We start from the raw sequence: 12,992 nt of genomic DNA on the forward strand, positions 1-12,992 counted from the left end.
CGTTTTCAGAGAGTAGCTAGGTCTAATAGTGCTTCTTCGAAGACGCCTTTACTCTTGCATGTGATCCCATCGGCTCCAGCACCCTGCTCTTGCGTGGAAAAGGATACTTGAGAGCTATTCATTTCCTGATGGTAAGCGGTGACCCCGGTTATCTTCACTTGAATGTTCAACACATAGCTAGCATTAGCCCGCATGAGAGTCTGAGACGAATTCAGTGGGGCAATATAAATGTTTGCTCGTCCTTCAAGGCTAGTTTGCCTTACTCGATCTACTATGTGATTTGTGCCTTCGACGCCAAGCCAATGACTGGAGCTACCCGCAACAGGATAGGTAAACGTTTGGGTTCCGCGAGCAGGGTGCTTGGACGTAATCGTTGTAGTGCCGCATTCGACATATTTTGTCGGGTCATTGGCTGAAAACGAGACGTTGATAATCCTACTCTCTTTAGAGATGTTATTGATTACGAAGAAACTTTGGGAGAGTTCTTTTACATATTCATCCCACACAGCTTCGAAGTCTGCTTCTATCGTGATCTCGTTTGTGCCTAACGAACTGGAAAGGTCCGGTGGGGAATAGTTTACCTGACTTCCAGCACACCCCGAAATCACCAGAACTGTCGACAAAGCTAACCAAAGGCGTACCGAAATCCGGCGGAACATTGCAACCCCCAAGTGTTATTTCTTCTGAGAAGAATATTACTTTGAGATCGCATTGAAAGTTCTCTTAAGGGTAGCTGCTTAAATCTCTTCAAGTGCCTCAAGCGATTCCGGCAGGATCTGACCGCCATCGACGACGATTTGCTGGCCGGTGATATAGGCCGCTTCATCGGATGCAAAGAACAGAGCGGCATTGGCGATATCCTCGACACTGCCCAGACGTTTGAGCGGGATCGAGTTCGCCATGGAATCAAGATATTCCTGACCAAGATCTGCCAACCCTTCTGTCATGATATTGCCAGGCATGACGGCATTGATCGTTGTGTTATAGCGTGACAATTCCATGGCCGCCGTCTTGATAAAGCCAAGCTGGCCGGCCTTTGATGCGCCGTAATGCGACCAGCCCGGATAGCCCGTGACCGGCCCGGTGATCGAGGATGTTATCACCACGCGGCCCTTGCCGGTTTTTTCGAAATAGGGGATGCAGGCCTTGACGCACAGGAAGCTGCTTTTGAGGTTGGTCGACATCACCTGATCCCAATCATCGGCGGTCATATCAACCATCTTGATTTGCGGGAAAATGCCGGCATTGGCGCACAGGATATCAATCCTGCCAAAGGTCTTTGCGGTGTATTCGGCAAGCGCGCTTACCTGATCGAAATCCGACACATCACACAGGAACTTGTCAGCGGTGCACCCGGCGGCCTTGATTTCATCGACGGTGGCTGCCGCGTCCTTTTCGGTGCGGGCGGCAATCATGACCTTTGCCCCCTTGCTGGCAAATACCATGGCAATGCCCTTGCCAATGCCCTTTGAGCCACCGGTGACGATGACGCTTTTGCCGGAAATCGAAGTCAGCATGGTCGATCCTTTCGTGAAGTCATTAGGCAATGCGCCTGCGCCAGATGCGTATTGTGCTGCGGATTGCCGGTTCTCTGATTGTGCGCTGCGTTATGTTTCCTTGATGATTGGGCGAAATATTCCATGATGCAACAAAAAATGTTGCAAGTTACACATTTTGTGCCGCATTATTCACAAAATGGCACGGAAGCAGCCCTGAAACGGCGTGATAACCCGTTTTGCGCGGTCACGATAAAGCGACAGGAGGCATCGGTTGGGCGGCATTTACGATGACAACATGATTGATGTTCTGAAAAAGGGCGCGGTATCGGTCCTGCCCGGTTGGGGCATGGGCGCCAATACCGATGTGTCGCTTCTGACCGTTTCGGAGAACGCGACTTTTCTCGCGACCGATTCTGATAGTGGCGCAAAGCTGATTTTGCGGGTGCATCGGCCGGGTTATCACACGCGGGCGGAAATCGAATCAGAGCTGGCCTGGATCAATGCCCTGCGTGCCAGCGATATCGTCGATACCCCCAAGCCGCGCCTGCGCAGTGACGGATCATTGGTCGCCGAATTTGATCAGGACGGGGTCAGTCGCCATGTGGTTGCCTTTGATTTCATGAGCGGTGAGGAACCCTCTGCTGATGAAGCATTGGTCGATGGCTTTTTCAAGTTGGGTGCGATCAGTGCACGTCTGCATGGACATGCGCGGCAATGGACGCGTTCGGTCAATTTCGTGCGCAAAAGCTGGACGTTTGACACAACGCTTGGCGCCAACCCGCATTGGGGGGATTGGCGCGCGGCCCCCGGTCTTGATGATGACGGCTTGGCCGTGCTTGAACGGCTTTGTGTGCATCTTGATCAGAAACTGGCCGCCTTTGGCATGGGCAATGATCGCTATGGCCTGATCCATGCTGATTTGCGTTTGGCGAACCTTCTGGTCGATGGTGATCGGCTGGGCGTGATTGATTTCGATGATTGCGGCTTTGGCTGGTTTGGCTATGACTTTGCCGCTGCAATCAGCTTTATTGAGCTCGATCCGATTGTCCCGGCCCTGAAAGAAGCATGGATTGAAGGGTACCGAACTGTCGCGCCGTTTTCGGCTGCTGACGCGGCAATGCTGGATAGTTTTGTGATGCTGCGGCGTTTGCTTTTGACCGCATGGATCGCAAGTCATCCGGAAACACCGACGGCGCAAGAGATGGGCACGGACTTTACTGCCGGAACCCTGCAAATGGCGCAGGATTATCTCACCGCCGAGAGTGCGAAATGAAACCTGCGCGCCCCATCCTTGATATGAATGCCTATGATGGCAAAACGTCCATCGGTCCCCCACCGACCGGTGATGACCTGTTGTCGCGTCGGACCCGGAATTTCGGGGCGGCATCGGTTTTGTTTTATCGTGATCCGATTGAAATGGTGTCGGGGTCTGGCTGTTGGATGACGGCGGCAGATGGTACGAGCTATCTTGATTTTTATAACAACGTTCCCTCGGTCGGGCATTGCCATCCACGCGTGGTTGCAGCCATGGCCGATCAGGCCGCCAAGCTTAATATCAACAGCCGTTATCTGCATCAGACGACCGAGGAATATCTTGATCGGCTCAAGGCGACATTCCCCGATTACCTTGAAAATATTGTCCTGACCTGCAGTGGCAGCGAGGCCAATGACCTTGCGCTGCGCATTGCCGGGCGGGCAACAGGGGCGCGCGGCATCATCGTGACCGAGTCCGCCTATCACGGTAATACGAGTGCAGTGACAGAGATTTCGCCATCGGCACTCAAGCGCGGCAATCTGCCTGATCATGTCGTTGCCGTTCCGGCACCGGGCAAGCTGATCTATGGCGATGATGTCGCCGCCGGCTTTGCCGATGAAGTTCACAAGGCCGCACTGGTTTTGCAGGATCGCGGCCATGGTGTTGCGGCCCTGATCGCAGACAGCATTTTTTCAAGTGACGGTGTCTTTTCAAATCCGCGCGGGTTCTTGCGGCTGGCGGTGGCGGTGGTTCATCGTTGCGGCGGGATTTTTATCGCCGATGAAGTCCAGCCGGGCTTTGCGCGGACCGGGGATGCGTTTTGGGGCTTTGATCGCCACGATGTCGAACCCGATATCGTCAGCATGGGCAAGCCTATGGGCAATGGGTTCCCGATGGCTGGTATTGCCGTGCGCCCGGAACTGCTAAGCGCATTTTGCGAGGATGTCGGATATTTCAATACCTTTGCTGCAAGCCCGGTGGCATCGGCAACGGGCTTGGCGGTTTTGAATGTCATCTTTGATGAAAACCTTCAAAGCAATGCAGCACTTTGTGGCAAGTCACTGCGCGAAGGGTTGATGCATCTGGCCGATATTGATGGTCGCATCAGTGATGTGCGTGGGGCCGGGTTGTTCCTGGGTGTCGATCTGTCCCCTGATGGTGATTCGGCCAAGCCCAGCGGGCAGCTGGTTGGTGATGTGATCAATGCCATGCGCGAACATCGCGTTCTGATCGGGGCGGCCGGGAAATATGGTCAGACGTTGAAAATCCGCCCGCCACTGTGCCTGAAATCGTCAGAGGTTGATTTCTTTATCGAGGCGCTGGCGAAGTCGTTGCGGGCCTGCCGCTAGGAAAGCGCAACCGGACTGAATTCGGGTGTTAGCTGCTGGCGGCGGCCTTGATCGTGCAGCCGCTGGCACGGATGGTTTCGCCCAGCACGCCCATCGGATGTTCATCCGTGACCAGAACGTCAACCGACGTCCAGTCGCAATAGCGTGCCGGGAAGGCCTGATTGAATTTGGTGTGATCTGCAACGATCATGCTGCGGGTCGCGCGTTCCATCATGACGGAATAAACATCAGCCGCCTCGATCAACGCATCACTGGCCCCGTCGCCATCAAGACCACTGGCGCCCAGAATGGCCCATTCCACCCGATAGTTTTCCAAAAAACGGACGGTCTGTGCACCATGCATCGCGCCTTCCTGGGCGTGGTAAACACCCGGCGCCATGATCACCCGGATGGTTGGGTTGATGGCAAGAACCGTGGCAACCCCGAATGAATGGGTGATTACGGTCAGATCGTTCATGGTGACGGCAAGGCGTTTGGCGACATGCACCGTGGTTGCCCCGGACCCGATCATGATGTGGCGCGCACCGGCCAGAACCGGGACGGATTGTTTGGCGATGCTTTCGCGTTCAGTAATGTGAAGCTGATGGCGTTCATTCAGGCCCGGCTCGCTGGCCTGACGGCGGACCGCCCCGCCATAGGTGCGGTTGATCAAGCCTTGCGACGTCAGTTCGTCAAAGTCGCGCCGAATGGTTTCATTCGACACATTGAGACGTTCCGCCAGATCCGCGATCCGAAGGGACGGTTCGTGATCCAGTTCGCCAAGAATGCGTTGTTGTCGAAGGGTTTTCTTGTTTGACGCCATGGCGCAATGATAGTGCCCGCACCCTCATCACGCCAGCCGTTTTGCACAAGGTATTTAGTCGGTCGAAATCCCGAACTTCCGGCAATGGGCGTGGTAGCTGCTGGCAAGTTCGTCCGCCCCGATCAGATTGCCGGCCTCATCCTTGTAGGTCAGGTGATGTTCAATCGGCTGACCTTGCCAAAGCTTCTCGATCTCGGCCCGTTTTGATGTCTTGCGGAATTCGGCGATGAAGTCATTGATCGCACAAAGCAACGGATAGGATGCCGGTTCGGCCGCGACCGCCGCGACATAGAAGAACGGGTGCGGCAGGATCGGTTTGGGCAGGACTTCAAGCTTGCCATGCCATGGGCTTTGCGGGTTTTTCGACGCCCAATAAAACACCGGGTGGTCCCCGGCAAAGGCATCAATTGCCCCGTCGGCAACCGCATCATGCACGCGCGAAATATCGCCATAGGCAATCATGTTGGAAAGCTTGGCAATGCCACCGGGCTTGTTTTCATTATCGGCCCAGCGCAGGCCGACATCTTCAAGCACGGCAAGGGCAGCCGGGTCGTTGACCGTGCCCAGGACCTTGCCTTCAAGATCGGCAATCGTGCTGATCGATGTGTTGTCCGGGCGACGGATCAGCGAGAAGTTCAGATAGGTGTAAGTATCCGAGAACGCCACACCCTTATAGAAATCACTTGGCGGCAGGGCGCACCAGACAACATCGGCGGGCGGCTGACCGGCCTTTTTGCCGACAAACAGAAGTTCGGTCAAAAGGTCCCACGGATGTTCAATGAATTCACATTCAACGCCGATGGATTTGGCAAATGCCACTGCATAATCGATATCGATGCCGTGCAACGGCCCGCCTTTTTGCGGGCGGAAGGATGCGCCGACCAGTGCCGGATCAATCGCAATGCGGATATTGCCGCGCGCCTTGATGTCGGCCAAACGGTCATAGGCCGGGTCTTCGGGAATGTGGTTGGCCGCCAAGAAGCGCGAAAGTTTGGTTGAGACGTTTGCAGGATCGGTAGTGCAATCAGACAGCTTGCCGATTTCGCCCGACGCCCAGCTGACCTTGCTGCGTGTGCGGGCCGATGAATCCTTGCTGGCATCAAGCAGTTCAAACACGACCTGATTATGCCCGCTGATATGTTCAAGCCGACCGGACATCTGGGCAAAGCGATCTTTCAGATCCCCAAGGGCCTCTTCGATTTCGCCACCCAGGCTATCAAGGTCATTGCCGATATTGCCCATGCTTTCGCGCAGGGACTTGGTGACATCGGAAAGATCGATCAGGTCGACGGCCTCATTGGTGCGCTGCATGGTGCTTTGCGCCAGGTTGCCGACTTCCTTGGCAACCACGGCAAAGCCACGGCCATGATCACCGGCACGCGCCGCCTCAATCGTGGCGTTAAGCGCCAAAAGCTTGATGCCCTTGCCGATATCTTCAATCGCGCTCAGCACCTTTGCGGCCCCTTCGGCCTTGGTTTCAAGATCCTGACTGATCTTTTCAAGGTCACCGCGGATGGCATCGGTTTTCGACGACACGGTTGCGCGGGTGCTTTCTTGCACGTCGTTGGCCGTGGCCGTGCTTTCTTCGATTTCGCGGCGGGTTTCTTCAAGACCGGTGCGCAAGTTGTTGGAGCGCACATCAATCTCGCGCATCAGGCTGTCCTGGGTTTCGCCGGCGGTATTGGCGAATTCCAGCAGGTTTTCGATGTAATCAAGGGCAGTGGAAATGCCACGCATCAACGCATCAAGTTTATCGGCTTGCGGTGTGGGCGCAACTGACTCCATTTCGGGGATGTCTGATGATTGTTGCGGCGCGTCCTGATCGACTTCGTCCGCACGCGGAGCCATGATGGTTTCGTCCATTTTTCAAAGCCTCACCGCTGCCACTGAATTGTGTGAATTTTTATTTCTTATAAGGAAACTTTATCGCCCGGTGGAAATTGTTGCAAGGCAACATATTGTGAAAGTTGATAAAAGCACCTGTGACGCCTTGAAGTTGCGATGTTTTTCAAATGCCGCTCCGCGATCCGTGCCCGCAAAACGGCATTTGATGTTGCGTTGCAAAGTCTAGGCGTCGGCAATGCCGAACTTGCGGCAATGGGCGTGATACAGGGTCGCCAGTTCATCGGCGCCAATAAGGTTTCCGGCCTCGTCCTTGTAGGTGAGGTGATGTTGCAATGCCCGACCCTGCCATAGTTTTTCGATCTCGGCCCGCTCATTTGAACCCCAGAATTCGCCAATGAATTCGTTGATTGCACACAGCAATTTCCACGATGCTGGCTCGGCTGCAACAGCAGCGGTATAGTAATAAGGCAGTGGCAGGATGTTGCCCGGCAGGACTTCGATCCGGCCATGCCACGGGCTTTCCGGGTTATTGGCAGCCCAGTGGAAAATCGGCTGATCAACCGCAAAGGCATCCACCGCCCCATTGGCTAAGGCATCATGCAGGCGGGTCTGGTCGCTATAGGCAATCAGGTTGGACAGCTTGGCAATGCCGCCCGGCTTGTTTTCATTATCCGCCCAGCGCAGTCCCTGTTCTTCAAGAACCTGAAACGCCACCGGGTCATTGATGATGCCCAAAACCTTGCCATTCAAATCCGAAAGACGATTGATCTCGGTATTTCCTGCACGTCGACACAGTGCGAAGTTCAGATAGGTGTAGGTATCGGAATAGGCGACACCTTTATAGAAGTCGCTGGGTGGCAGGGCGCTCCAGACCACATCGGCGGTTGGCGCACCGGGTTTTGCGCCAACGAACAAAAGCTCGGTCAGCAAATCCCATGGATGTTCGACAAATTCACACTCAACCCCCAGCCATTTGGCCAGCGCGCGTGCGTAATCGGCATCAAGGCCGCGCAACGGATCATTTGGCTTCAGGCGGAATGACAGGCCGACAAAGGCCGGTTCGATGGCAATACGGATTTTGCCGCGCGCCTTGATATCGGCCAACCGGTCATAGGTCGGATCGTCATGCAGGTGATGTTTATCAAGAAACCGGCTGAGGTTTGTTTGTGCCGTGCTCGCATCGCCCAGGCTTGCGCCCAGTGCCTTGGTGTCTTCATGTGCCCAGGTCACCTTGCTGCGTGTCCGCGCCGAGGCATCCTTGCTGCCCGCGAGCAGTTCGAACACCACCTGGTTATGTTCGGAAATATCGGCCAAGCGGCCGGACATGTTGGTAAAGCGTTCCTGAAGGGTGGTCAGCGACCCTTCGATTTCATTGCCGAGACTATCAAGATCACTGCCGATATTGGCCATGCTTTCGCGAAGGGCCTTGGTCACGTCAGACAGATCAATCAGGTCGACCGCTTCGTGGGTGCGCTGCATGGTGCTTTGCGCAAGGTTGCCGACTTCCTTGGCGACCACGGCAAATCCGCGGCCATGATCACCGGCGCGGGCGGCTTCAATCGCGGCATTGAGCGCCAAAAGCTTGATGCCCTTGCCGATATCTTCAATCGCGCTCAGAACCTTGTTGGCCCCTTCGGCCTTGGTTTCAAGTTCGGCACTGATGCGTTCAAGGTCGGCGCGGATGGCTTCGGTCTTTTCGGCCACGGTGGCACGGGTAGAGTCCTGCACATCGCGGGCGACACTGGTGCTGTTGTCGATCTCGCGCCCGGTATCATCAAGACCGGCGCGCAGATTGTTGGAACGCACGTCAATCTCGCGCATCAGGCTGTCCTGGGTTTCGCCTGCGGTGTTGGCAAATTCCAGAAGATGCTGAATGTAATCCAGTGCGGTGGAGATGCCGCGCATCAGTTCTTCGATGCCAGCGTTGGTTTGGGCGACGTCGTGCGCAGTTTCGTCGTCCTGCGCGGCCAAAACGGTTTGTTCCATATTCAAAGCCTTACCATTGCCCAAGAGTCTTTTTGATTTTGGGAATATTTATTTCTTGTAAGGAATGTTATCGGGGCAATTGGCATGTTGCAAGGCAGCATGCGCTAAAAAGGAGAAAAGATCCTTGTTTTATCGCGCATTGCTTGAGCAACGGTATAGGTGATATTCGACCTCAGGTGGGGTTAAACCCCACCTTTACGCCGCAACGCGAAATTGTTTCTGCCGGATCGGGAGGTCGGTCACTTTGGTGCCGGACCAGATTTAAAAATTGATAGGTGGTTCAGGCGGCATTTCCGGGAAGGAAGGTAAATCACTTGGCTGTTTGTCCCACGAAGGGGCTCGGCTGGCGTAAACTACCATGCTGGGCTGGGCGATTTCCGGATCGTCAAGGCTGGATGCCCTTGGAAAAACCACTCCGGGCATGCCGACATTACGGGAAAACAGTGCAGACCCACATGTCGGGCAAAAAGCCCGACTGATCATGTTGCCGCTGTCGGCTTTGCGATCATAGACAGTGACTTTTCCGGTAAGCGTAAAGCCATCCTCGGCAACAATGACATGGGTGCAATGCCCGGTGCCGCTGCTTTTGCGGCAATCAACGCAATGGCAATGTCCGGTCAGTTGCGGCGGGTTGGCGCTTTTGTAACGGACAGCACCGCACAGGCAGCCTCCTTCAAAGCCACCGCTTTGTTCATGGCCGGAAGGGCCGCCCGGGAGCGGATCTGGATGCGGTTTTTGGTTCTGTGACATAGTTTTCTCCTGACATCTTCATGAAACGGGAGTAGATTGTAAGTTGTAACTTGCAAGTTACAATTTACAATTGATAAAGAACTATATTTCAAATGGTTAAGAGAATTGTAGAGCCGCGCTCAGGGTGCCCGATTGCAACGACTCTGGATATTATCGGAGATCGATGGACCATGGTGATCTTGCGAGACCTGATAAACGGAAAGACAAAATTCTCGGAATTTTTGGACTCACCAGAAAAGATCACCAGTAGTGTTTTGAGTGATCGTCTGGAAGCAATGGAACGATACGGCTTGGTTTCCCGAAAACTTTACCAGAGCCGACCCAAACGATACGAAATTCGGTTAACCCGAAAGGGCGCAGAACTCTTGCCAGTCATGCAGGAAGTCTGTCGCTGGGCAAACCGTCACATCCCAGGAACCTGGATTCCACCGGAAGACTTCATGGCGTCTGGAATTCCATCACGTGATTAGCTTGGCTGGTAAACGCAGCCGCAACTATTCGCGGTGATAGGGATGGTTGGTCTGGATGGCGTGGGCGCGAAACAGTTGTTCGGCGATAAGCGCACGCACCAGCATATGCGGCCAGGTGGCCTTGCCCAGTGACCAAAGCGTGTTGGCCCGTGATTTCAAAGCCGCCCCATGCCCGTCCGCCCCGCCAATGGCAAAGGCAATATTGCCGGCATATTGATCCATCCAGCCTTCAAGCTTTTGCGAAAACTCGATAGAGCCGTATTCCTTGCCGCGCTCATCAAGCGCGATCAGGAAGGCATTTTCCGGAATGACACCAAGCAGAAGGTCTGCTTCGCGGTCTTTGAGCTGATTGGGGGGAAGCTTCTTTTTTTCTTCGACTTCGCGCAGCACGAACGGCCAGCGCAGTCGGGCAGCGTAATGGTCAAAAAGATCTTTCTCGGGGCCGGATTTCATCCGTCCCACCGCAGCAAGGGTGATTTGCATGTCTTCGATCCAGACCGTTCCGCAAGATACCTGTTTGGTGCCAGACCCGTGATGATAGGCAGGCGCCAAACAGCGCGGGCTGTTAGTACAGCCGCGCTGCCTGCTGTTTCAGGGCCGGGTTTTCAACGCCCCACATTTCTTCGATGTTGTAGAACGCACGAACTTCCGGACGGAACAGATGAACAATAACATCACCCGTATCCACCAGAACCCAGTCACCCTGTTCCTTGCCTTCGGCCAATGCACGGCCCTGGCCAGCATCCTTGATGGCTTCGACAATGTGCTCGGCCATGGCTGCCACCCGGCGCGAGGACGAGCCGGTTGCAATAACCATGTGATCAGCAAGGGGGGTTTTGTCGGTCAGATCAATGGTGACAAGGTCTTCAGCCTTGTCATCTTCAAGCGTACTCTTGATCAGCGAAAGCATTTCGCCCGGCTTAAGAGTCTGTTTTGCGGTACCTATGGTCGCCACCTTAATGTTCCGCGCGATGGTCGGAATTGTCCGACAAACACATCGCTGCGATGCTTACACCTGCCATCTGCCTTCGGCGCGAATTGCAGTCGAAGAGGCCGGATGGCGCTTGATTGGCAGGTATACCCAGGCCGGAACATCGAGATCGGCCAGCAAACCCGCCCTGTCCATGGGAATGCGCCAGCGTTCCATACGGCGCGCGGCGGTTCCGGACAATGCCTTGTTAGAATACCCCTCACGGTCAAGAACCGCAATGGGAGCACGTAAAATCAACCTTTCCCACCATTTCCATTTATGGAACTGGGCCAGGTTGTCTGCTCCCATCAGCCAAACGAACTTTGTTCGGGTAAAACGGCGTTGCAAGGCTGCAAGAGTGTCGGCCGTATAGCGGGTTCCAAGTTCGGTTTCAATTGCAGAAACAACAATGCGGGGATGCTTTGCCATCATCAGTGCCGAATCAAACCGGTCGGCAAGGTCGGCCATGCCGGTCGATGACTTGAGCGGATTTTGCGGCGACACCAGCCACCAGACAGCATCAAGCTGCAAGCGTTTTAACGCTTCGAGCGAGATATGCAGATGGCCTTCATGGGCGGGATTGAACGACCCGCCCAACAGGCCGACCCGGGGTGGGGCCGCATGTGATCTGGGTGCCGCTGAGGTCATGGACGGGTTTGGCCCTGACCACGGACAATGTATTTATAGCTGGTCAGCTGCTCGACTCCGACCGGGCCACGTGCATGCAGCTTGCCGGTCGAAATGCCGATTTCGGCCCCCATGCCAAATTCGCCGCCATCGGCAAACTGGGTCGATGCATTCACGATCACGATCCCGGAATCCACGCCATTCAGGAAAGTGGTCGTTGCAGTCGCGTTTTCGGCAACGATCGCGTCGGTATGGTGAGAACCAAACGTGTTGATGTGATCAACCGCTTCTTCAACACCCGACACCACCTTGATGGAGACGATCGCATCCAGATATTCGGTGACCCAGTCATCGGATGAAGCCGGTTTGATCCGGCCGTCAATCGCCTGTGCGGTTTCGTCGCCGCGCAACTCGCAGCCCTTGTTAACCAGTGCCTCGGCAATACGGGGCAGAAGACGCCCGGCAACCGAACTGTCGATCAGAACGGTTTCGGTCGCACCACAAATCCCGACACGGCGCATCTTGGCGTTGACCACGATATCCACGGCCTTTTGCGGATCGGCGCTGGCATGGACATAGGTATGGCACAGCCCTTCAAGATGCTTGAATAGCGGAATGCGGCTTTCATCGGTAATGCGCGAAATCAGCGACTTGCCCCCGCGCGGGACAATGACATCGATGTAATCTGATAGTTTCAGCATCTCGCCCACGGCTGCACGGTCCGTGACCGGGATCATCTGAATGGCATTTTCAGGCAGGCCCGCTTCGACGATGCCAGCCACCATGCAATCAAAGATCGCACGCGATGAGTGGAAGCTTTCCGAACCGCCGCGCAGGATTGCAGCGTTGCCCGATTTGATGCACATGGCCCCGGCATCGGCGGTCACGTTCGGGCGGCTTTCATAGATGATGCCGATCACGCCAAGCGGTACGGACACACGCGCGATATCAAGGCCGTTATGTTCCGGGCTCCAGCGGGCCAGTTCACGTCCGACAGGATCGGGCAGGGCGCCAACCGCTTCGACACCTTTGGCAATTGCTTCGATGCGGTCTGCATCAAGTGCCAAACGATCAAGCAGGGCTGCCGTCAGCCCCTTGGCGCGGCCAGCGTCCATATCTTTTGCGTTGGCGGCAAGGATGGCATCGGAATTTTCACGCAGCTTGGCCGCCGCAGCCTTAAGGGCGGCTTCCTTTGGCTCGGCCGGGACCTGTGCGAGTTCGAGTGCCGCCTTGCGGGCCTTGATTCCCATATCGCGCATCAATGCTGCGATATCCTGGCTTTCGATACTGGCAAGCGCCGTCATGGTCCTGGTTCCGTTCCTGTGTTTCCGGCCTGTGCAAAAGCGCATCTGGCCGTTTGTTCTGAGATTTTATCAACAAATTGGCAAAATAGACGTCAAACCCGCTATCTGCAATGTCCTTGAATGCATAAAGCGCGC

General features: G+C 55.2%; 13 protein-coding genes. 3 read left to right on the forward strand and 10 right to left on the reverse strand.

What is annotated here, in order from left to right; translation table 11 throughout:
* Positions 1–5: 5 nt before the first annotated feature.
* Positions 6–659, reverse strand: coding sequence for a hypothetical protein (locus ACXAF0_RS04750; RefSeq protein ID WP_475344244.1), 654 nt, complete (start codon positions 657–659; stop codon positions 6–8).
* A gap of 78 nt (positions 660–737) precedes the next feature.
* Positions 738–1,517: a 3-oxoacyl-ACP reductase FabG gene (gene fabG, locus ACXAF0_RS04755; RefSeq protein WP_475344245.1), complete on the reverse strand. Its 780-nt coding sequence runs from the start codon at positions 1,515–1,517 to the stop codon at positions 738–740.
* Between the two features lie 253 nt (positions 1,518–1,770).
* Here fabG and ACXAF0_RS04760 point away from each other — a divergent pair, with 253 nt between their 5' ends.
* Positions 1,771–2,772, forward strand: a complete 1,002-nt coding sequence (locus tag ACXAF0_RS04760; protein ID WP_475344247.1) for a phosphotransferase enzyme family protein — start codon at positions 1,771–1,773, stop codon at positions 2,770–2,772.
* Positions 2,769–4,103, forward strand: a complete 1,335-nt coding sequence (locus ACXAF0_RS04765; RefSeq protein ID WP_475344248.1) for an aspartate aminotransferase family protein — start codon at positions 2,769–2,771, stop codon at positions 4,101–4,103. The genes ACXAF0_RS04760 and ACXAF0_RS04765 overlap by 4 nt, the downstream gene beginning before the upstream one ends.
* Before the next feature lie 28 nt (positions 4,104–4,131).
* On the opposite strand, the gene ACXAF0_RS04770 is transcribed toward ACXAF0_RS04765, so the two are convergent.
* The 4 genes from ACXAF0_RS04770 to ACXAF0_RS04785 form a co-directional block, all read right to left on the reverse strand.
* A complete protein-coding gene (locus ACXAF0_RS04770; RefSeq protein ID WP_475344249.1) occupies positions 4,132–4,905 on the reverse strand; it encodes a DeoR/GlpR family DNA-binding transcription regulator in 774 nt (257 codons plus the stop codon).
* 54 nt (positions 4,906–4,959) lie between these two features.
* On the reverse strand, positions 4,960–6,768 hold the full coding sequence (locus ACXAF0_RS04775; protein ID WP_475344252.1) for a methyl-accepting chemotaxis protein: 1,809 nt from the start codon (positions 6,766–6,768) through the stop codon (positions 4,960–4,962).
* A gap of 204 nt (positions 6,769–6,972) precedes the next feature.
* A complete protein-coding gene (locus ACXAF0_RS04780) occupies positions 6,973–8,736 on the reverse strand; it encodes a methyl-accepting chemotaxis protein (RefSeq protein ID WP_475344254.1) in 1,764 nt (587 codons plus the stop codon).
* A 261-nt stretch (positions 8,737–8,997) separates the two neighbouring features.
* Positions 8,998–9,486 carry a GFA family protein gene (locus ACXAF0_RS04785; RefSeq protein WP_475344258.1) on the reverse strand — a complete coding sequence of 163 codons (489 nt, stop codon included), beginning with the start codon at positions 9,484–9,486 and terminating at the stop codon, positions 8,998–9,000.
* A 92-nt stretch (positions 9,487–9,578) separates the two neighbouring features.
* Here ACXAF0_RS04785 and ACXAF0_RS04790 point away from each other — a divergent pair, with 92 nt between their 5' ends.
* The gene (locus ACXAF0_RS04790) at positions 9,579–9,956 is read left to right on the forward strand and encodes a winged helix-turn-helix transcriptional regulator (protein ID WP_475344261.1); all 378 of its coding nucleotides are present in this window, start codon (positions 9,579–9,581) and stop codon (positions 9,954–9,956) included.
* Positions 9,957–9,980: 24 nt separating this feature from the next.
* Here ACXAF0_RS04790 and rlmH read toward each other — a convergent pair whose 3' ends face one another.
* The 4 genes from rlmH to ACXAF0_RS04810 all read right to left on the reverse strand — a co-directional run bounded on the left by rlmH (position 9,981) and on the right by ACXAF0_RS04810 (position 12,857).
* Positions 9,981–10,439, reverse strand: coding sequence for a 23S rRNA (pseudouridine(1915)-N(3))-methyltransferase RlmH (gene rlmH, locus ACXAF0_RS04795; protein ID WP_167722865.1), 459 nt, complete (start codon positions 10,437–10,439; stop codon positions 9,981–9,983).
* Between the two features lie 82 nt (positions 10,440–10,521).
* Positions 10,522–10,911, reverse strand: a complete 390-nt coding sequence (gene rsfS, locus ACXAF0_RS04800) for a ribosome silencing factor (protein ID WP_475344265.1) — start codon at positions 10,909–10,911, stop codon at positions 10,522–10,524.
* A gap of 54 nt (positions 10,912–10,965) precedes the next feature.
* Entirely contained in the window at positions 10,966–11,574 is a 609-nt protein-coding gene (locus ACXAF0_RS04805) for a nicotinate-nucleotide adenylyltransferase (RefSeq protein ID WP_475344266.1), read from the reverse strand.
* On the reverse strand, positions 11,571–12,857 hold the full coding sequence (locus tag ACXAF0_RS04810; RefSeq protein ID WP_475344268.1) for a glutamate-5-semialdehyde dehydrogenase: 1,287 nt from the start codon (positions 12,855–12,857) through the stop codon (positions 11,571–11,573). The genes ACXAF0_RS04805 and ACXAF0_RS04810 overlap by 4 nt, the downstream gene beginning before the upstream one ends.
* Between the last annotated feature and the right edge of the window lie 135 nt (positions 12,858–12,992).

Source organism: Thalassospira sp. ABD4_177 (genome assembly GCF_056160125.1).